The sequence below is a fragment of the Arthrobacter pullicola genome (assembly GCF_014836875.1).
GTDB lineage: Bacteria > Actinomycetota > Actinomycetes > Actinomycetales > Micrococcaceae > Arthrobacter_B > Arthrobacter_B pullicola.
The window spans coordinates 124,625-143,922 of the sequence record NZ_JACSQC010000008.1 but is presented as its reverse complement, the minus strand read 5'-3'; the positions used below and the strand labels follow the sequence as shown (position 1 = coordinate 143,922).

Annotated in this window: 16 protein-coding genes; 8 read left to right on the top strand and 8 right to left on the bottom strand. The window is 66.3% G+C overall.

The window, feature by feature from the left end; genetic code table 11:
• Positions 1 to 5: 5 nt before the first annotated feature.
• From H9638_RS17120 to H9638_RS15435, 4 genes are all read right to left on the bottom strand, one after another.
• The gene (locus H9638_RS17120; protein ID WP_191748889.1) at positions 6 to 2,591 is read right to left on the bottom strand and encodes a helix-turn-helix transcriptional regulator; all 2,586 of its coding nucleotides are present in this window, start codon (positions 2,589 to 2,591) and stop codon (positions 6 to 8) included.
• 248 nt (positions 2,592 to 2,839) lie between these two features.
• Positions 2,840 to 3,676, bottom strand: coding sequence for an alpha/beta fold hydrolase (locus H9638_RS15445; RefSeq protein WP_191748888.1), 837 nt, complete (start codon positions 3,674 to 3,676; stop codon positions 2,840 to 2,842).
• Between the two features lie 44 nt (positions 3,677 to 3,720).
• Positions 3,721 to 4,575 (bottom strand): alpha/beta hydrolase, encoded by an 855-nt coding sequence (locus tag H9638_RS15440; RefSeq protein ID WP_191748887.1) that lies wholly within the window; start codon positions 4,573 to 4,575, stop codon positions 3,721 to 3,723.
• A gap of 75 nt (positions 4,576 to 4,650) precedes the next feature.
• Entirely contained in the window at positions 4,651 to 5,541 is an 891-nt protein-coding gene (locus H9638_RS15435; RefSeq protein ID WP_318241905.1) for a DMT family transporter, read from the bottom strand.
• A gap of 162 nt (positions 5,542 to 5,703) precedes the next feature.
• Here H9638_RS15435 and H9638_RS15430 point away from each other — a divergent pair, with 162 nt between their 5' ends.
• Positions 5,704 to 7,146, top strand: a complete 1,443-nt coding sequence (locus H9638_RS15430; RefSeq protein WP_191748885.1) for an aminotransferase-like domain-containing protein — start codon at positions 5,704 to 5,706, stop codon at positions 7,144 to 7,146.
• A 64-nt stretch (positions 7,147 to 7,210) separates the two neighbouring features.
• Here the strand turns inward: H9638_RS15430 and H9638_RS17005 are convergent, their stop codons facing one another.
• Positions 7,211 to 7,333 (bottom strand): hypothetical protein, encoded by a 123-nt coding sequence (locus H9638_RS17005; RefSeq protein WP_263599663.1) that lies wholly within the window; start codon positions 7,331 to 7,333, stop codon positions 7,211 to 7,213.
• On the bottom strand, positions 7,320 to 8,006 hold the full coding sequence (locus H9638_RS15425; RefSeq protein WP_191748884.1) for a TetR/AcrR family transcriptional regulator: 687 nt from the start codon (positions 8,004 to 8,006) through the stop codon (positions 7,320 to 7,322). The genes H9638_RS17005 and H9638_RS15425 overlap by 14 nt, the downstream gene beginning before the upstream one ends.
• Positions 8,007 to 8,178: 172 nt before the next feature.
• Between H9638_RS15425 and H9638_RS15420 the strand changes: the two genes are divergently transcribed.
• From H9638_RS15420 to H9638_RS15390, 7 genes are all read left to right on the top strand, one after another.
• On the top strand, positions 8,179 to 9,870 hold the full coding sequence (locus tag H9638_RS15420; protein ID WP_318241904.1) for an amidohydrolase: 1,692 nt from the start codon (positions 8,179 to 8,181) through the stop codon (positions 9,868 to 9,870).
• Positions 9,867 to 11,534 (top strand): ABC transporter substrate-binding protein, encoded by a 1,668-nt coding sequence (locus H9638_RS15415; protein WP_191748881.1) that lies wholly within the window; start codon positions 9,867 to 9,869, stop codon positions 11,532 to 11,534. Before H9638_RS15420 ends, H9638_RS15415 begins: the two co-directional genes overlap by 4 nt.
• A 1-nt stretch (position 11,535) precedes the next feature.
• Positions 11,536 to 12,567, top strand: coding sequence for an ABC transporter permease (locus H9638_RS15410; protein WP_191748879.1), 1,032 nt, complete (start codon positions 11,536 to 11,538; stop codon positions 12,565 to 12,567).
• Complete coding sequence (locus H9638_RS15405) at positions 12,564 to 13,421, top strand: ABC transporter permease (RefSeq protein WP_191748878.1); 858 nt, start codon at positions 12,564 to 12,566, stop codon at positions 13,419 to 13,421. The genes H9638_RS15410 and H9638_RS15405 overlap by 4 nt, the downstream gene beginning before the upstream one ends.
• Positions 13,418 to 15,025 (top strand): dipeptide ABC transporter ATP-binding protein, encoded by a 1,608-nt coding sequence (locus H9638_RS15400; protein ID WP_191748876.1) that lies wholly within the window; start codon positions 13,418 to 13,420, stop codon positions 15,023 to 15,025. Before H9638_RS15405 ends, H9638_RS15400 begins: the two co-directional genes overlap by 4 nt.
• A gap of 98 nt (positions 15,026 to 15,123) precedes the next feature.
• Positions 15,124 to 16,536 (top strand): NAD(P)/FAD-dependent oxidoreductase, encoded by a 1,413-nt coding sequence (locus H9638_RS15395; protein WP_191748874.1) that lies wholly within the window; start codon positions 15,124 to 15,126, stop codon positions 16,534 to 16,536.
• 92 nt (positions 16,537 to 16,628) lie between these two features.
• The gene (locus tag H9638_RS15390) at positions 16,629 to 17,630 is read left to right on the top strand and encodes a hypothetical protein (protein ID WP_191748873.1); all 1,002 of its coding nucleotides are present in this window, start codon (positions 16,629 to 16,631) and stop codon (positions 17,628 to 17,630) included.
• Between the two features lie 9 nt (positions 17,631 to 17,639).
• Here H9638_RS15390 and H9638_RS15385 read toward each other — a convergent pair whose 3' ends face one another.
• Both H9638_RS15385 and H9638_RS15380 read right to left on the bottom strand, forming a co-directional pair.
• Complete coding sequence (locus tag H9638_RS15385) at positions 17,640 to 18,473, bottom strand: transporter substrate-binding domain-containing protein (RefSeq protein WP_191748871.1); 834 nt, start codon at positions 18,471 to 18,473, stop codon at positions 17,640 to 17,642.
• Positions 18,474 to 18,623: 150 nt separating this feature from the next.
• A complete protein-coding gene (locus tag H9638_RS15380) occupies positions 18,624 to 19,262 on the bottom strand; it encodes a LysE family translocator (protein ID WP_191748869.1) in 639 nt (212 codons plus the stop codon).
• Positions 19,263 to 19,298 lie beyond the last annotated feature (36 nt).

Below are 19,298 nucleotides of genomic sequence, written 5' to 3'. Positions count from 1 at the left end.
CCGGGTCAGGGAACAGGAGCAGCCGGACTGCCGTCAAGGTCAGCGTTCTGAAGCTGCCTGCGGGAAACGACCCCGAGTTTCCGGAACACTTTCCGGAGGTGATAGTCCACCGTGCTGGAGCTGACGAACAACTGAGCTGCGATACCGGCGTTGGTATAACCCGCAGCCGCCAGCCTGGCGACGGACAGTTCCTGTGGGGTCAGGGAAGCAGGCAGGGTGGATTCGTGCCGGCTGTCTCCGAGTGCTGCCAGCTCCCTGCGGGCACGCTCTGACCATCCAGGGACCCCGAGCCGGTGGAATATCTCCAGTGCCTGGGATAGTTGTCCAGCCGCGGCGTTCCGGCGGCGCCGGCGGCGCAGCCATTCCCCATAGAGCAGGTGTGTCCGGGCGGCATCCATCTCCAGTGCAGGTTCGCTGAAGAAGTCCAGCGCCCGGTCAAAGTGGGCTGCGGTGCCGTCCTCCATGACCAGGGCCATGCCCCGTTCGACCAAGCCCGCAGCCCACCTGCTGGTGGAATCCCGGTTCTCCGCCTGGAGCCGGTCGAGGAGCCGGATGGCCGCCTGCCGGTCGCCTGCGCGCGACGCACTTTCGAGGAGGTCAGGAACAAAAAGCGATCCCGAGAAGAACGGATCCTCGTACCTAAGCTGCTGACCGGCATCCCAGGCTTCAACGTAGCGGCCCTGCGACGCCCGCAGCAGCACTGTCCTGATCAGACGCGAAGCTACCCGGGTGCCGTAACCGGCCGCTCTGGCATCCGCTGTCAGGGAATCTTCCTGGGCAGCAGCCTCACTGCCGAGCCACCCATGCAGGGCCGGCGTCGAGATCACCATCTGGGCATACGCACCCGGCAATCCCATCATGGACATCAGCGCGGCGGCGCCGTTGAGCCGCACAGTTGCCTCCTGGATCTTCCCCAGCTGGAGGTCAAAGTGGGCTCCGAGGAGATCGATGCGGCATTGAGCCAGCTCCGCACCGCGGTTCAGGGCACTGTGCCCGGCACGCTTGAGGACGGCGGCTGCCGCCGTTGGTTCGCGAAGGAGGAACGCTGCGTAGGCAATGAGCATGAAGGACTGCAGGACATCGTCGTCGGATGTTTGGAGCGCCGTTGCTTGCCGGACGGCGCTGTGGACCAGGGGCGCAGCGGCGGCGTGCCCGTCCAGAACGAGGGTGCTGAGCGCGATGAGGCTCTGAGTGGGCAGGTCCGGGCCTGGACTCAGCCGGCAAACGAGCCGGGCTTCGGTGGCCGCTTCCCATGAGGACGCGTGATCCACCAGGTCATCGGCTTGGACAAGAGCCCAGAAAACCTGGGCGGCGGCTTGTTTTGCCCGCTGCGGGCAGGCCGTGCGGAAAATCCTGGCCGCCGCCAGCAAGCGGGGAACGCGGTCCGCGAACTCACCCCCTGGGACCAGGATGTCCAGCTCGCATTGGGCCAGGAGGATGCGTCCCCGGGTCACGTCGTCGAACCCTTCAACCGGGAGGGCCCGCAGCAGGGCACTGGCCTGCGCACCCGATCCGGCAGCGGCTGCGGATTCCGCGGCCGCCAGCAAACGGAGGTCTTTGTCCTTGCCGGTGGAGGAGAGGGCAGCCGCGCGGAGCAGGATTTTTGTCCGGGCAGAGTAGCCCCCGCGGCCTGCCGCCAGGTCTGCGGCCCCCTCGAGTTCGCTTGCAACGCCATCGTCGGGTCCGATGGTTGCCGCTGCACGGTGCATCACCCGCTGGTAGGTGTCGCCGCGGCTCTCGGCCGCGTCTGCCAGGTGCCCGTGAATACTGCGGATGTCGTGGCTGGAAGCCCCGTTGTAGATAGCCGAACGTACGAGCGGGTGCCGGAAGGTGACTGTTGTGCCCACGCGGGCCAGCCCGGCCAGTTCCGCCGGGTGCGAGGCATCATCCCGCAAACCCAGCGCGGTGCACGCCGCGGCGATCGCTTCGAGGTTCCCGGAAGGTTCCGTGGCCGCCGTTAGAAGCCATTTTTGCGTTTCGGAGGGGAGCCGGCGGTCTTGCCGGAGATAGTAGTCCGCAAGGCGTTTGCTCACCGGAACCGGTTCCGGAAGGAGTTCCTCCCCGCAGAGTTGCCGCACGCTGAGATCCGTCAGCAGGTCCAGCAGGGCCAGCGGATTTCCGCCTGTGGCCTCGATGATTTGGTCGGCCACGCGCCGGTCGAGCGTTCGTGATGCCACGCTCGCGAGCAGCCTGAGGGCGTCCTCGTGATTCAGGCCCGCGAGGGTGCGGCCGGGTAGATCATCCAGTGCACCGGGATCCCTGCCGTTGGTGCGAACAGCAAACAGGAGCACGATCCGTTCAGTCGTGAGGCGGCGCCCGGCAAACGCCAGTACCTGAAGGGATTCAGGATCCACCCACTGCGCGTCGTCGATAAAGCACACCAAAGGGGCGTCTTCGCAGAACCTGGCAAGCAGATGCAGCAATCCAAGGCCAACGAGCGGCCGAGGGGCCGGAGGGACCGGTCCCTCGGCGAGTCCGCAGGCCGCAACGAGCGCGGCGCGTGGGGTTTCCGCCAGATCGTCAAGGGCATCCCGGTGAGCCAGGACCATCCTCTGCAGCGCCGCGTAGGGAAGGTCCGTTTCAGCTTCCACTCCGCCGAACGCGTCCGCCAGCAGCCGTCCTCAACAAAGCAGTGAGCCAGGCGCTGTCCCCGTTCCGTCCCACGAGGGTGCCTGGCGGCTCTTGTCCGTCCATAAGTCCCGATTCCTGAGACCCCCAGAATGCCGTTCGGGACGACGGTAGCAAGCGTTAGGTCCAGACGATAGAGAGCGCTCCCAGGTTGTTCGGTTCCGCCGTTCCCCGGCCGGCGCGGCGGACACCGCGCCGGCCGGGGCGGGTTCTACCGTGCTGCTTTCTTGATCAGCGATGTGACCGCCCCCGGATTGCTCAGCATTGGCACGTGTGAGCTTTTCACCTCGACCGTCGTGGCACCCGCCCGTTTGGCCATGGCACGTTCTGCCTCCGGCGGGATGATGCGGTCACGGGTCGCGACCATGTACCAGCTGGGAATGGTCTTCCACGCCGGCTCTCCGGAAGGTGTCACCAGGGTTGCCAGGGCTGCCGGCCGCTGCGACGCTGCCATGAACCTGGCCTCGGCGCGGGGCAGGTCCTGGGCGAAGAGCTGGGGGAAATACGCCGGATCAATATAGGCGTCACCGTTGCCTTCGGCGGCTCCGGGGAACGGACGGACGATGAGGTGGTCGACCACATCAGTGTGGCCCCCGCCCAGCGCGAGTGCTGCCTGGGCCGTCTCGCCTTCGTCCAACGCGAAGGCCGCAATATAGACAAGGGACTTCACCTTCGGGTTGCCGGTGGCCGCGTTGGTGATCAGGGCGCCACCGTAGGAATGACCCACCAGGACCACCGGCCCCTCGATAGTGCCAAGGAAATCGCGGAGGTACTGGCTGTCGTATTGGACGTCGCGGAGCGGATTGGAGAAGGCGAGGACCGGATACCCGTCATCCTGGAGCGCCTTTCCAACGTGGGACCAGCCGCTGGCGTCCGCGAAGGCGCCGTGGACAAGGACCACAGTCGGTTTGGGCCCGCCCCAGCCGCCTCCGTGCCTGCCGTTGTCCGCGGTGGAGGCCGGTGAAACGCCTAGGAGAAGGGCGAGGACCAGTGCTGAGGCTGCTGCGAGGGCTGGCGCCCATCTTCTTCTGCTCCAGGGACGCATCATGGCAGTTTTCCTTTCGTGAGGTTCCTGCAGGCGGGCGGTCAAACTTACGCCGGCGATTCCTTGCTTTCAGGCGGTGTCCGGCGGGTGTCAGGTTCGGCATGCTGAAGCGCCCAGTCCAGGGCATAGTCCGCGACCGCTTCCCAGCCAGGTTCTGCGCAGGTCCAATGGGAGCGGCCGGCAAACTCCTGGTAGTCGGTGACGGCCGGGGATTTCGCCCAGTGCTTGGCGTTGGATCTGTTTACGGACGGCGGCATGATGTGGTCTTCGCTGCCTCCTATGAACAGCAGCGGTGCCCTGTCTGCGGAGTAATCCACCCACGTTTCCTGGTGCCCGGGCTGAAAGTTCGCGAGCAGGCCGTAGGCCCAGACCCAGTGACCAGGCGCTGGGATGGCATACCGCCCGTAGGCCCGGTCCGATTCCTCCCGGCTGATCGTGTTGGTGAAGGCGTAGTGCCATTCCTCCGGCGTGAAGCCGACGGCCTTGTGGAAGTTGGCGGGGTTCTTCAGCGCCGGGAAAAGTGAGCGCGCCTGGGACAGCGGGGTGACCCGGACACCCTCGGTCGGTGCCGAGTTGATTGCGGCACCAGCGGCGCCCAAGCCCCGGGCGAGGAGCATCTGTGTCAGCAGTCCGCCAAACGAGTGGCCCATAATGATGGGCGGATGGGGCAGGGCCTCAACAACGGATGCCAGGTAATCCACGGTTTCCGGCACGGTGGCGTCTGCTATGACTTCGGGGTGTTCGCGCAGCGCCTCGACCTCGATTTCGAACCCCGGGTAGGCGGGGGTGAGGACGGTGAAACCCTGGGCTTCATAATGGGTCTTCCAGGCTTCCCAGCTGCGCGGCGTGACCCAAAGCCCGTGGACCAGCACGATCGTGTCTGGGTTCGGTGAACTATTCATGAGGGAAAGCATTACGGTAGGCCGCACGAAGCACATCACGAGGAACGCGTAGTCACCGGTTGGGATGGCCCACGGTCAACTACGTTTGCGTAGCCGCCCAGGGTGATGCACGGCCCGCCGTCCCACCCGGCTGCGGACGGCGACGCCGGCACAGGCCACAATCACCACCGCACCGATCCCGTTCGTCAGGGTGAACGCCTCGCCGAGCAGGAGCGCTGCCCACGCCAGAGTGAGGAACGGCTGCACCAGCTGGATCTGGGAAATCGCGGAAATGGGTCCGATCCCCAGCCCCCGGTACCAGGCGAAAAAGCCCAGAAACATACTGATGACGGCCAGGTACCCGAACGCGAGCCACGCGGCGGGTGATGCGTCGGGGAATCCGGCGGACAGCCCCATGCCGGTGGGAATCAGCATGGCGGGAAGGGCCAGGACCAGTGCCCAGCAGATGGTCTGCCAGGCGCCGAGCTCCCGGGCCAGCAGGCCGCCCTCGGCATAACCGAAAGCTGCGAGCACCACGGCGCCGAGCAGGAGGAGATCGCCCGCACCGAGTCCGCTGAATCCGCCCGCGTCGAGCAGGACAAATCCCACGGTGGCGCAGGCTCCGGCCAGTGAGGCGACCCAGAACCGTATGGAGGGGCGCTCGCCGGCGCGCAGAACCGCGGCCACTGCGGTGGCGGCGGGAAGCAGACCAATCACCACCGCTCCATGGGAGGCCGGAACGGTCTGCAGGGCGAAGGAGGTCAGCAGCGGAAAACCTGCCACCACCCCCGCGGCCACAATGGCCAGACGCCGCCATTGGGCGGAGGAGGGACGGGCCGAGCGGGTGGCCAGCAGCACGGCCGCCGCGAGGAGCGCAGCGACAACCGCGCGGCCGCCGCCGACGAGCAGCGGATCCAGGTCCTGGACCGCAATGCGGGTAAACGGCAGCGTAAAGGAGAAGGCCAGGACGCCCAGGAAGCCAAACACCGGACCCTGGGGAAGGCCGGCTCCGCCGCCTGCACGGGTTTGGCGGCCGGGTAGCGGTGGTGCAAATACCTGAGTAGCGCTATTGTGGGTGTTCACTATTCAGAGTAGCAATATGCCTGCCTGGTGAGAAGCTGCTCCGAGAAACTGCAAAGGCGGCAAGCCATGGAACTGGATGCGGAGTCGGCGTCTCCTGCGGGTCTGGAAGCCGAGCTGCGCCGGTTCGCCGGTTCGCGCCCGGCAGGAAGCCGGCTGCCCACCACTCGCGCGCTGGTTTCCCGGTACTCCGCCAGTCCGGTGACCGTACAGCGGGTGATCCGCGGGCTCGTGTCAGAAGGTCTGGTGGAAACCCGGCCAGGTGCCGGGAATTTCGTCGCCCGCCGCACCGCAGTGCGGCACGCGGATTTCGCCTGGCAGACGACGGCGCTGGGCCCGGCACGCACGCCGCCCAACCCCGTCGGGGCCACCCTCCAGGCGACCCCTGAAGGCAGCGTCGCCCTGCACAGCGGCTATCCGATGGAGGATCTGCTGCCAGCCAGGCTTGTCCGCTCGGCCATGGCGCGTGCGGCCCGCGGCGGGGCAGCGGTGGAACGGGTTGACCCAGCAGGCCTGCCCGCGCTCCGGCGCTGGTTCGCCGGTGAGCTGACCCGGTCCCGGGCCGACGCCGCCCCGGTCAGCGCCGAGGATGTGCTCATCACTCCCGGAGGCCAGAGTGCCTTGGCCTCGGTTTTCCGCGCGCTGGCTGGACCGGGCGACGCCGTCGTGATGGAATCCCCCACCTACTGGGGCGCCATTGCCGCGGCCCGCCAGGCAGGGCTGCGGATCATTCCCGTGGCACGGGGTGCCAGGGCGCCGCTGGCCAGCGACCTGGAGGAGGCGCTGGCCACCAGCGGTGCCCGGATCTTCTATGCGCAGCCGCACTTTGCCAATCCCACAGGGACGCTCTGGAATGCGGAAGACCGTGCCGCCGTCATGGACCTCATGCGTGCCCGCGGAACCTATCTGGTCGAAGACGACTGGGCCCGGGACTTCTGTATCGACGCCGATCCTGCCCCGCTGGCCGCCGATGACCCGGACGGACATGTGGTCTATATCCGTTCGCTGACCAAGAGTGTGTCGCCGGCTGTCCGGGTGGCGGCGCTGGTGGCCCGCGGCCCCGCGCGGGCCCGGCTCCAGACAGACCGTACCGTTGACGACCTGTACGTCAGCGGACTGCTGCAGGCCACCGCCGTCGATGTGCTATCTTCGGCAGGCTGGGACAGCCACCGGTCCCGGCTGCGGACGGAACTGCGGACCCGTCGGGACGAACTGGCCCGGCAGATCAGCACCCACCTCGGTCCCGATGCGCTCACGCTGCTTCCCCGGGGCGGCCTCAATCTCTGGGTGCAGCTTCCCGACGGCACGGACACCGGTGCGCTCGCCGCCCGCGCCCGTGCAGCCGGCGTCCTGGTGGCGCCGGGCGCTGACTGGTTTCCCACGGAATCGGCGGGTGCCTTCCTCCGCTTGAACTTCGCCGGTGCGCCCCCGCACCAGTTCGGTCCGGCACTGCGGACGGTTGCCTCGGTGCTCGACGGCGGCACTTCGGCAGCGGGCGAAGCTATGCCGTAGCCAGCGTCCAGGCCAAAGCCGTATCAGCGGACGAGCGGCACCCAGGCCGGGGCGGTGAAGCCAATCAGCGCGCGGCATTCAGGAGCAGTGCAACCAGGCCCAGCCAGAACCGGTTCCGGACCCAGGGCAGCAATGCCGCCACGCCTGGCCCTTCTGCCCGAAGTTCCGTGACGTCAACGGCGGACATCCTGCTGGCTCTCACGTTCAGCGCTGTCCAGAATGGCGGCGAGACCGGCGTCAAAGGCCATCAGTGAGTCCAGCCGTCCCAGCCCGGCATGGTGCCGTTCGAGCAGCGGGAAGTCCGAGAGGCGGGCGAAGACCCCCGGGCTCAGCCAGGGATCGTGTCCGCCGGAGTCAGGCAGCCGCTGAACTTCCGCGGAAATCCCCGTCCCGAGCGCCAGATTGAAGCTCTCCAATGCCGCGTAATAGTGCACCACCCGGTCCGGCGGCAGCCCGGCATCTGTGAGGCACTGCAGGACAAATTCGATCGCCTGGAGTTCGCCGGGGCCATACGTGTCAGTGGCGAAGGATTCGCGGCCCAGCGCGGGATGCTCCAGGAAGGTCTTGAGGAGTTCGCTGCTGTAGGTCTCCAGCCGGGTGCGCCAGTGCTGACCGGGCCCGGCAGCAAGGGTCCGCTGGAGGGACTGGTTGAACAACCGGTCCAGCGCGGCCCGGATAATCGCGTCCCGGTTCTTGAAGTGCCGGTAAACAGCGGTGGCGTCGGCGTCGAGTTCCTGCCCCAGCCGGCGGACGGTAAGCCGTTCACCCGGTTCCTGGCGTGCCAGGCGGAGCACGGCGTCAAGAATGGCCCCGGGGTCCAGCCGGTTGCGGCGGTCCGGTGGCTGCGCGGGCTGGGCCATGTGTGGCTGCCTTTCGTCCTGAGCACGGTGACTCTCACGCTACATGATGCCGACCTGTCCCGGACTACGGTCAACGCCGTAGTCTGCTGTGATGTCAACACTGTTGACCAAATGTGATCCGCGCCATATCGTGACTGGCAGGGCTCGAAATTTGCTACGAAAGGACACCTTGGTGCACGCGGAGATTCTCCTTGAGAACGGCTGGGTATACAGCGGCAATGATGCCGCCCCTGTCCAGGCCAGCCTGGCCATTGCTGGCGGACGCATTCTCGCCGTCGGCACCGGGGACGTCATTGACGCCACCGTGGGAGCCGGAACGCAGCGCGTCGATCTGCGGGGACAGCTGGTGGTCCCGGGATTCCAGGACGCCCACATCCACCCCATTTTCGCCGGGATCGAAATGCTCCAGTGCGATCTGACGGGTGTTGGATCAGCGGAGGAAGCACTGGCCGCCATCGGAGCGTACGCAGAGGAGAACCCGGATGAACCGTGGATCCTGGGCGCCGGCTGGTCCATGGACCTCTTCCCGGGCGGAACACCGCTGAGGCAGCAGCTCGACGCGGTGGTCCCCGACCGCCCGGTCTTCCTCCAGAACCGAGACCATCACGGGGCCTGGGCAAATACGGCAGCCTTCGAGGCCGCCGGGATCACCGCCAAGACCCCCGATCCGGACGGCGGCCGCTTCGAACGCGAGGCTGACGGCACTCCGGCCGGCACCGTCCATGAGGGAGCGGCAGACCTGTTTAACCACGTCAAGCCGGCGGTTCCTTACGAGCTCGCCTACCAGGGCCTGCTGGCTGCGCAGCAGCTCCTGCTGGCACAGGGCATCACCGCTTGGCAGGACGCCTGGGTGCCCATTCCCGAGGGTGAACACGCGGACCACCTCACGGTCTACAGCGACGCCGCCAAGGCGGGGGACCTGCTGGTGCGGGTCACCGCCTGCCAGTGGTGGGACCGGACAGCCGGGATCGGCCAGCTCGAGGAGATCCTGAAGCGCCGCGACTCGGTCGCCGCCGGCTTCGACCCGAGCCAGCTGAACGCGAACTCGGTCAAGGTCATGGTGGACGGTGTCGCCGAAAACTACACGGCGGCCATGCACCACGTTTATCTGGATCACCACGGGCACCACACGGAGAACCGCGGCATTGAGTTCTTCGACCCGGCCGAGATGAAGGAATTCGTCACCGCGATCGACGCCGCCGGTATGCAGGTCCATTTCCATGCGCTCGGCGACCGGGCCGTTACCGACGCGCTGGACGCCGTGGAGGCGGCCCGCGAGGTCAACGGACCCAACGACAACCGGCACCATCTGGCACACCTGCAGGTGGTCAGGTCTGAGGACATCCGGCGTTTTGCGCCGCTGAACGCAGCAGCGAACGTCCAGGCACTGTGGGCCTGTCACGAGGAGCAGATGGACACGCTCACCCTGCCCTTCCTGGAGCCAGGCGCCGAGGACCGGCACTATCCGTTCGGTGAGCTTGCAGCCGCGGGTGCCCGCCTGGCCGCGGGCAGCGACTGGCCGGTTTCCACCGCGGATCCTGTGGCCGCTATCCACGTGGCCGTCAACCGGAGGTCGCCGGGCTCGGATGCTCCGCCGCTCGGACCGGACTCCCAGCAGCTCACTCTGAAGCAGATCCTGGATGCCTACACCCAGGGCTCAGCCTGGATTAACCACCGGGAGGCCCAGGCCGGCACACTCGAACCCGGAAAGCTGGCTGACCTGGCCGTCCTGGACGCCAACCTTTTCGAGCTGCCCGCGCAGGACCTGCACCGGGCCTCCGTCACCCAGACCTGGATCGGCGGGGAATGCGTGTACCAGCGCCCGGCCGCAGCAGCCCTCCCCGAAACTGAGGCAGCACAATGACTCCCGTGCCGGGCTCCACCCGGCAGGCACCGTTCCGCCTCGCCGCAGCGGGAGCCGCCGTCGTCGCCGTCAGCCTGGTCCTTGGCGGCTGCTCCGCCGGTGCGCAGGGGCTCGGGGACACCTCCGACGGGGAGAAGTTCACGCTCAGCACGTCGAGCCCGGAACCGGGTTCAGAAATCGAGAACTTTAACTGGGCCATGTACGCGGAGCCCTACTCCCTGGACTATGCCTACTCCTTTGACTATCCGGACAACACGGTGCTCTCCAACGTCTGCGAGTCGCTGTTCCGCTGGAACGAGGACCTCACCACCTCTCCGGGGCTCGCCGCCGGTTTCGCGAATCCGGACCCGCTGACCTGGGTTTACACCATCCGGGAGGGCGTGAAGTTCCACGACGGCACCGAGATGACAGCAAAGGACGTCGCGGCGTCGCTCTCGCGCCACATCGAGCCGGAGGTGGGATCCTTCTGGGCTTCCTCCTACCAGAATGTGGAATCGATCGAGCAGACAGGCGAGTACGAGGTCACGGTGCGGACCACCCGCCCGGATTATGTGTTCAACTCGGCCCTGGTGGGCGCCCCCGGAGTGGTGGAATCGGCCGCAACCCTGGAAGAAGCAGGTCCGGACTACGGCAACTCCACCACGGGCGTGAACTGCACCGGTCCCTTCCAGTTCGAAAGCTGGGAACCGGGGGAGAGCATCACCCTGCAGCGGTTTGCGGACTACTGGGACCAGGATCTCAGGGCTAAATCGGAGCGGGTCACCTTCCGGATGCTTCCGGATGCGAACGCCCGGACGAACGCGCTCCAGACCGGGGAGATCGACGGCGGCTTTATGATCCCGTCGAACGCCATCGACCTGCTCAAAGCCAACGAAGATGCCGGCACGCTGTATTTCGGCACGGACACCTCGGTTCAAAGCATGGTGTTCACTGACCTCGAAGGCACCTTCAAAGACGTCCGGGTCCGGCAGGCGCTCATGATGGCGTTGAACCGGGATGCCCTGATCAACGCCGCCGAACAGGGTTACGCCACCGGGACAGATGCCCTCACCACCCGGAACGTCTGGAACGAAGCGTCACCGGAGACCGTGGATGCGGCGTTCGAAGCGCTGCCGTCACTGCCCTATGACCTGGAAGAAGCCAAGCGGCTTATCCGGGAGGCCGGAGCCGAGGGCAGTAAGTTCGTCTTCGCCACCGCTTCCCTGAACGCCGCGTTCGACATCACGGCACGGGCCATCGCCTCTGCGGCGAAGGAAATCGGTCTGGACCCGGAAATTCAGACCATGTCCAACGACAAATACACCACCCTGTTTTCCGATCCGGAGGCCCGGGAGGGCGTGGATCTACTGGTGACCTCCTGGTACCTCTCCGCGAATGAACCTTTGGAAATGTACAGCGTGCTCCGGACCGGGGACTTCAGCAACTACGGCGGCTGGAGCAACCCCGAATTCGACGACCTTGTCAACGCCGCCTTCGAAGCCAAGGACCCGGACGAGCGGGCAGGGCTCACCGCACAGGCCGCCCAGCTGGCCGCCGAGGAAGTTGTCTGGGGTCCGCTCTACGAAAGCGTCACCACTATGTGGCTGAGCAACCGCATCACCGGCGCCGCCCCGTCCATCAACTACATGTATTTCCCATGGGCAGCCAAGATTGGGGGTCGCTGAGATGACCACGGCAGTACAAGCACCAACCGCAGCGGGCGCGCCGGGACCGGCCTCCGGAAAAAGGGCCAAAATCCGGGCCCGCGGTCCCGCCGTCTTTATCCTGCAGAAACTCGCGGTCCTCGCGGCAACGCTGTTCGTTGCCTCCCTGGCCGTCTTTTTCTCCCGTTTCCTGGTCCCTGGGGATCCGGCGCGCTTCCTGCTCCGCGGACGCAGCCCGAACCCCGACGCGCTGGCGGAGATCACCCGCCAGTACGGACTGGATAAACCCGCTTGGGAGCAGTACCTCAACTGGATTTCCGGCATCTTCCAGGGCGACTGGGGACGGTCCCTGACCTACCGCCAGGACGTCTCGGAAGTGCTCCTGAGCCGGCTGCCCACCACGCTGCAGCTGGTGGCCCTCGCCGCCGTCTTCATCACCATCCTGGGGCTGCTCGCCGGCATCCTGGCCAGCCTGAACAAGGGGTTCGGCGACAGATTCATCCTCATCACCCTGACCGCTGCAGGCGCCGTACCCCCCTTCGTGGCGGCCATCGCCCTGGTGGCACTGTTCTCGGTGGGCCTGGGCTGGTTTCCGTCCTTCGGCAGCGGCGACGCCGGATGGGACCGGATCTGGCACCTGACCCTGCCGGCACTGGCCCTGGGCATCACCTACATCGCCATGGTCGCGAGGGTGACCCGCTCCTCCATGAACGAACAGCTGGTCCGCGAACATGTGGAGGTGGCAACCAGCCGCGGGCTTAACCGCGGGGCGGTAGTGCTCCGGCATGTCCTGCGCAACGCTCTGGGGCCCATCCTCACCGTCAGCGGTGTGCTGGTTGCCGGGCTGCTGGTCTCCAGCGCCATCATCGAGCGGACCTTCGGGCTGGCCGGAATCGGGCAGCTGCTGGTGACTTCGATCGACCGGCTGGATTTCGCCGTCGTACAAGCGATCGTCATGGTGGTCGTGGCCGCCTTTGTCCTGGTCAATACGCTCGTCGACCTTATCCAGCCCCTCATCGATCCGCGTATCGCGGCCGGAACGGAGACCCGATGACCCTGACGCTCCGCCTACCACAGGCCGGCCTTAGCCGTTATGGGCGCTACCTTTCACCCCTCGGCTGGGCCGCTGCGGTTTTCGCTGCCCTGGTGGTTCTGCTGGCGGTATTTGCTCCCGTCCTGGCGCCCTATGACCCGGACTACGTCGATCTGAACAACGTGCTCGCCGGTCCGGGAGCCGGGCACCTGCTCGGCACCGACGCGCTGGGCCGTGACCTTCTGAGCCGGCTCATGCACGGCGGCCGGACCGCGCTGCTCGGGCCCACCCTCGTGATGATCGGGTCCACTGTGCTGGGCCTGCTCCTGGGCCTGGCCGCCGGCTGGTCCCGGGGATGGCTGGGCAAGCTGCTGAGCCGGGTCTTCGACCTGCTTTTTGCCTTTCCTGCGCTGCTGCTGGCCATGCTGGCTATCGCCCTGTTCGGCAAGGGACTCACCGCCCCGATTATCGCGATGACGATCGCCTACATTCCCTACGTGGCACGTCTGACCCAGTCCCTCGTGACTGCCGAACGCAGCCGGCCCTATGTCCAGGCGTACCAGGTGCTCGGCTTCCGGACACCGTGGGTGGTCCTGGGCCGGGTCCTGCCCAACCTCATTCCCACGGTGGGCGCCCAATCCACCCTCAACTTCGGCTACGTGCTGGCTGACCTCGCAGCACTGTCCTTCATTGGACTCGGCATCCAGCCGCCCACCAGTGACTGGGGCGCCATGATCGAGGAGTCCCGCGGCGCACTGCTTGGCGGGCACCTGCTGCCCGCCTTCTGGCCAGCACTGGTGATCGTCCTGGTGGTGGTGGCCGTAAACATCATCGGCGAGGAACTTTCAGATCGAATCGGAGGAAAACTCGCATGAGCAGGCTTTTGGAGATCCAGGACCTCACCCTCGGCTTCCCGGACAAGGCACCGCTGCTGGAACGTGTCTCGCTGCATGTGGACGACGGCGAGGCCGTCGCGCTGGTGGGAGAGTCCGGTTCAGGAAAATCCCTGACTATCAGGGCAGCGCTGGGACTCCTTCCGGACCGCGCCCAGGTATCCGGCAGGGTTTCCGTCCGCGGGCTGGATACCCTGACGGCCGGCAGGCAGCGCCTGATGGACCTGCGCCGCAAGGACGCGTCCATGATCTTCCAGGACCCCAGGGCCGGGATCAACCCGGTCCGCACCGTGGGGGACTTCCTGGGGGAGACGCTGCGGTTCCAGGGGCTCTCCCGCACTGAAGCAGCGCAGAAATCGGTCGCCGCCCTGGAACAGGTGGGGCTGCGCCGGGCCAAGGAACTCACCGGCCAGCACCCGCACCAGCTCTCCGGCGGGATGCTGCAGCGCGTGATGATTGCTGCCGCACTGCTGAACTCGCCGAAACTGCTGCTCTGCGACGAACCCACCACGGCGCTGGACGTGACCACCCAGGCCGGCATCGTGGGCCTGCTGCGCGAGCAGCAGCAGGCCCGGGGCATGGGCATGCTGTTCATCACCCATGACCTGAATCTTGCTGCCAGCCTCTGCGAACGCGTCTACGTGCTGCGGAACGGGCGGGTCGTTGAGCAGGGCGCCACCCAGGAAGTCTTCCTGGCCCCGCAGCAGGACTACACCCGTCAGCTGGTCAACGCCACACCCGTCATCGACCTGGACAAGGTCCCGGCGCCGGCTGTAGCGAACGGCATGCCGCCGCTGCTGACGGCGTCGGGTCTTTCCAAACGCTACGAACTGGCACGCGGCGAAATCCTCACGGCCCTGGACGACGCCGGTTTCAGCCTGCCCGAGGGAGGCTCCCTCGGCGTCGTGGGCGAGTCGGGCTCCGGCAAATCCACGCTCGCCCGGCTGGTCGTGGCGCTGGAAACAGCCACCGAGGGCGAACTTACGCTCGGCGGGAACCGCAGGCCCCAGCGCCGGCTGGCGGCCGCAGAACGGAAAGTCCTCGCCAAGGACGTCCAGATTGTCTTCCAGGACCCATACCTTTCCCTGGATCCGCGCATCCCGGTAGGCAGGGCCGTAGCGGATGTCTTCCGCCTGCACCAGCATCAAGGACGCCATGAGGCCCTGGCCAGTGCACGGGCACTTTTGGGGCGGGTGGGAATCGCGGAGGAACGCTGTGACGCCTTGCCCCGAGCGCTCTCCGGCGGCCAGCGCCAGCGTGTTGCCCTGGCCAAAGCGCTCGCCGCACGTCCCCGGCTGCTGGTCCTGGACGAGGCAACCAGTGCCCTGGACGTTTCGGTCCAGGCCCAGGTGCTCGATCTGGTGGAGGAACTCCGGGATCAGTTCGGCCTGACCATTTTGTTCGTTACCCACGACCTGGCAGTAGTTTCCCGGCTCTGCGACAACGTCCTGGTGATGCACCAGGGGCGGATCGTTGAACAAGGGGCAACCGCACGTATTCTCGAGGATCCCGGCGAAGAATACACTCGGAACCTCATCGGCTCCCGCCCCCGCCCGCTGTGGGATGAAGAGCCGGCCACGGCCTGATCCGTGCAGGACCAGGCACTGAGCCACAGGCGGCGGCAACCCTTGCCGCCGCACCATCCGGGCGCGGTTCCGCCGCACCCTGAAACAGGAGATCACCCGTGAACACCACCGTTTTCGAACGGAACATCCCCCATCCCGCCGTCGTCGCCAAGTCACTGGAAGGTGCCGTGCACCGTCCGTTCTGGATTGACGGACTGCAGGAGAGCGCGCCCAGCCATCCCCGGCTGGAGGGCAGTGCCAGCGCAGACCTGGTGATCGTGGGCGGCGGATACACCGGGCTCTGGACGGCGCTGCGGGCCAAGGAAAGGAACCCTGAACGCTCCGTGATCCTGCTCGAGGCCGAGCGGGTGGCGTGGGCGGCCTCCGGGCGCAACGGCGGATTCTGTGAAGCCAGTCTGACCCACGGGTATGAGAACGGGCTGAACCGCTGGCCGGAGGAACTGGGCACGCTGGAACGCCTGGGCATGGAGAACCTGGACCGCATCCAGGAGGCCGTGGAGAAGTACGGCATGGACTGCGACTGGGAACGCACCGGATCGCTCAGCGTTGCCGTTGAACCGCACCAGGTTCCCTGGCTCCAGGAGGACGACGAGGGCGTCTACCTGGACCAGGATGCCGTCCGGGCAGAGGTAAGCTCGCCCACTTACCTCGCCGGCCGCTGGCACAAGGATTCAACGGCGATGGTCCATCCCTACAAACTGGGACTGGAGCTCGCGAGGACGGTTGCCGGCCTCGGCGTCCAGATCCACGAAAAAACCCTGGTCAAGGAACTGAAGGAGCACGACGGCGGCGTCACCGTCGTGACTGAACACGGCGAAGTGCGCGCCGGCCAGGTGGTGCTGGGAACCAACGCTTATCCCTCGCTGCTGAAGCGCAACAAGCTGATGACCGTGACCGTGTACGACTACGCGCTCATGACGGAGCCACTCACTCCCGTGCAGCTCGAGGCGATTGGCTGGAGCAACCGGCAGGGACTCGCCGACCTGGCGAACCAGTTCCACTACTACCGGCTCAGTAAGGACAACCGGATCCTGTTCGGCGGGTATGACGCGCTTTACTTTGCCGGCGGACGCGTGAATCCCCGGCACGAGGACCGGCCGGCAACCTGGGAAAAGCTCGCGTCCCACTTCTTCACCACGTTCCCGCAGCTTGAAGGACTGAAATTCAGTCACAAGTGGGCCGGTCCCATCGATTCCAGCACGCAGTTCTGTGCCTACTTTGGTACGGCGCGCAAGGGAAAAGTGGCCTATGCTGCGGGTTTTACCGGGCTGGGCGTCGGGGCTACCGCCTTTGCCGCAGACGTTCTCCTGGACCTGCTGTCCGGCCAGGACACCGAGCGCACCCGGGTCGAAATGGTTCGGAAGCGTCCGCTGCCCTTCCCGCCTGAACCGCTGGCCTCGGTGGGGATCAATCTCACGAGGTGGTCGATGGACCGGGCGGACCACAATAACGGCAAGCGGAACATCATCCTCAAGACGCTCGACGCCGTGGGGCTGGGATTCGACTCCTAAGCCGGAGCTGAGATGCCGGCACCGTGTTCGGGCGGAGGGCGGCGGGCGTAACCCTGCCGCCCTCCGCTGCGGCAACGGATAAAGTAAACCCCATGGGGAATCAGCACTTTGGGGGAGCGCCGCACGCCGCGGCGGAACTAATCGCCGCAGTCCGGGGTATGGAAGCAGCCGGGATACCGCATCCGAAGGTTTATGTCATGACGCTGCTGCAGGCAGCCAAGACGCTGCTGGCCGCCGGTGACCGGGAACAGGGAGCGGCCCTGTGCGAGCGGGCCTGGGCGTTCACGGAATCGGTGCCGGCCCTTAACCACGACCGCGAAGTCGCCGTCCACGTCTATGACGCGGGATGGGACCACCGCCGTCCGCGGGACGTGAACTATCTGACCGGGGCGTTTTTCCTGGCTCTCGAGGAATTCGGTCCCGCCAGCGGCTGGATACCGCACCTGATGCGGGAACTTCACGGGTACGTCCAGGATCAGGGCGGATGGCGTGGTTTCGGTTCCCTCCAGGATCCCGTACTGGCCGCGCAGGCGATTCAGGTGGCCGAAGCCGGCCTGCGGGAGTTCGCGCCCGGGACGGACCTGGAGGAACGCCGGCTGCGCGGCGAGCTGGCCGGTTACGCCACGGCCCTGCTGTTTTCTGCCGGCGATGAGCAGTGGCCCGCTGCCCTGCAGGAATGGTTCTCCACACCAATCAGTGAGTTCGAACCGAGCACCGCGCTGTTCAGTTTCCTCCTTGACCAGCAGGCCTATGACCCGGCCCGTGAACTGGCGGAGCGTACACTGCAGGCCGTGGAAGCTGATCCTGCTTCCTCCGACGCGCAGCGGGCCGGTGCGGTCCTGGATGCAGCTTTCAGCATCGCCATGGCGCCCGACGCCGCCGGCCTTGCCCGCCTGCCGGAACTGGAGGAGCGGGCCGGCGCCCTGGCCCATGGCACCTTCAGCGACGAGGAAGCGCTCCTGCTGCAGGAAAAACTCTCCCGCTATATCCACAGTCGCACGGCCGGGGGCGGAGCCGCGCAGCCGGATCAACAGGCCATGTTCGACCGGCTGCGCTTTGACCCCTTCACCGCCGGCAGCGACGCGGGGAACTAGCTCCGGGGCCTAGCCCCACCAAGGCTGCTTGGCGGCGTCGTACGTGCCGTCATGGGCGGCCAGGTTCAGCCACTGGTTCACGTACTCCTGGAACACCGTGTCACCGAGCGGAAGCAAGTAGGCCTTCTGGGAGAAGTTAAACGGGTTGTCCGGATCCACCGCGCACAGTTCCGGGTATTCGTTGGCCACCCACTTCACCTCGGCGGCATCGGTGGTCATCACGTCCGCCCGGCCGGCGACGATCTCATCGAAGATGGTGTTGTTGTCCTCGAACCGGATGATCTCCCCGTTGGGATAGTGCTTGTCCGCGAAGATCTCGTTGGTGCCGCCGATCGGGGTGATCGACCGGACACCCGGTGCATTGATTTCCTCCACGGTGTCGTAAAGCTCTTCCTTGCCGCACAGGGTGATCGGGGTTTTACCGTCGTCCAGGACCGGGTCGCTGTAGAACGCCTGCTCGGCCCGGGCCAGTGAAATGGACACCCCGCCTACTCCGATGTCACAGCCGGCCAGGAAATCGGGCATCAGGTTCTTCCACGAGGTCTGCACGTAGTCGACCTCCACCTCCAGCCGGGAAGCCAGGTCCTGGACCATGGCGATGTCGATTCCGGAGAACTCTCCGGTTTCCGGGTCCTTGTAGGTGAAGGGCCGGTAGTCGCCCGTGGTGCAGACCTTCAGGGCGCCCCGGGACTCGATGAGGTCCAGCCGTGATTCCGCCGGGGTGTCGCCACCGGCGGCATGGCCATTCGTTGCACCGGCAGTTTCAGCAGCAGTGGGTGCGGTGCAGCCGGTCGCAAGCAGGACGGTCAGGGCAAGAACGGACGATAGGGGTTTGGAGGGCACAGCTGAATCTCCTAGGCAGTGGGGTGCGGAGTGAATCTCCGTTCCCTCAGTCCTAACAGCCGCGTTTGATGGTGTCTGCCCAAGTCAGACGGCAGTAACGCCGGGCTGCTGAAACGTTACCGGCCGGAGGCTTTCCAGCGGAGCGCGGGCCTAGTGCCGCACCGCGAGGGAGGTGCCGAAGCCCAGCAGTGCGACGCCGGTCAGCCGGTCGGTGAGTCTGACCGACCGGGGAGCCTGGAGAGTTTTCCGGGCCAGGTGGGCCGCCCCAATGATGAACCCGAACCAAGCCACGCTGAGCAGGTTATGGATGCCAGCCAGGGCCAGACCCATCAGGAGGGGGGAGGCGCCCTCGGGAATGAACTGCGGAATCATGGCGATGTAGAAGACTCCAACCTTGGGATTGAGCAGATTGGTTCCCAGTCCTTTGGCCCACGATGTGACCAGCCGTTCACCGCTGGCGGGAAGGGCTCCGTCGACTTCCACTGCGGCCTGGCGCCGCCGGAACGACTTCCACAGCAGCGAGCCGCCGAGCCACAGCATGTAGGCGGCCCCGGCGAGCTTCAACGCCGTATAGGCGGTTTCCGACGCCGTCAGGAGAGCCGAGATTCCCACGGCGGCTGCGGCGCCCCATAGGAAGGCTCCGGTGTTGATGCCCAGGCCGGTCGCCACGGCATGCCGCGGGCCCTGGCTGATCGCGGAGCGGAGCACCATGGCTGAGTCCAGCCCCGGCATGATCGTCAGCAGGATGGCAACAGCGGTAAAACCCAGCAGGGCTTGTTCGATGGTCACGCAAGAACTCTATCTTCACCCTGGCATCCGGGCACG

Bases quoted from the DNA above. Each gene is read 5' to 3' on its own strand.
- H9638_RS15415 (WP_191748881.1), top strand. From the start codon at position 9,867: ATGACTCCCGTGCCGGGCTCCACCCGGCAGGCACCGTTCCGCCTCGCC.
- H9638_RS15440 (WP_191748887.1), bottom strand. From the start codon at position 4,575: ATGAATAGTTCACCGAACCCAGACACGATCGTGCTGGTCCACGGGCTT.
- H9638_RS17005 (WP_263599663.1), bottom strand. From the start codon at position 7,333: ATGTCCGCCGTTGACGTCACGGAACTTCGGGCAGAAGGGCCAGGCGTG.
- H9638_RS15405 (WP_191748878.1), top strand. From the start codon at position 12,564: ATGACCCTGACGCTCCGCCTACCACAGGCCGGCCTTAGCCGTTATGGG.
- H9638_RS15425 (WP_191748884.1), bottom strand. From the start codon at position 8,006: ATGGCCCAGCCCGCGCAGCCACCGGACCGCCGCAACCGGCTGGACCCC.
- H9638_RS15430 (WP_191748885.1), top strand. From the start codon at position 5,704: ATGGAACTGGATGCGGAGTCGGCGTCTCCTGCGGGTCTGGAAGCCGAG.
- H9638_RS15400 (WP_191748876.1), top strand. From the start codon at position 13,418: ATGAGCAGGCTTTTGGAGATCCAGGACCTCACCCTCGGCTTCCCGGAC.
- H9638_RS15445 (WP_191748888.1), bottom strand. From the start codon at position 3,676: ATGATGCGTCCCTGGAGCAGAAGAAGATGGGCGCCAGCCCTCGCAGCA.
- H9638_RS15410 (WP_191748879.1), top strand. From the start codon at position 11,536: ATGACCACGGCAGTACAAGCACCAACCGCAGCGGGCGCGCCGGGACCG.
- H9638_RS15390 (WP_191748873.1), top strand. From the start codon at position 16,629: ATGGGGAATCAGCACTTTGGGGGAGCGCCGCACGCCGCGGCGGAACTA.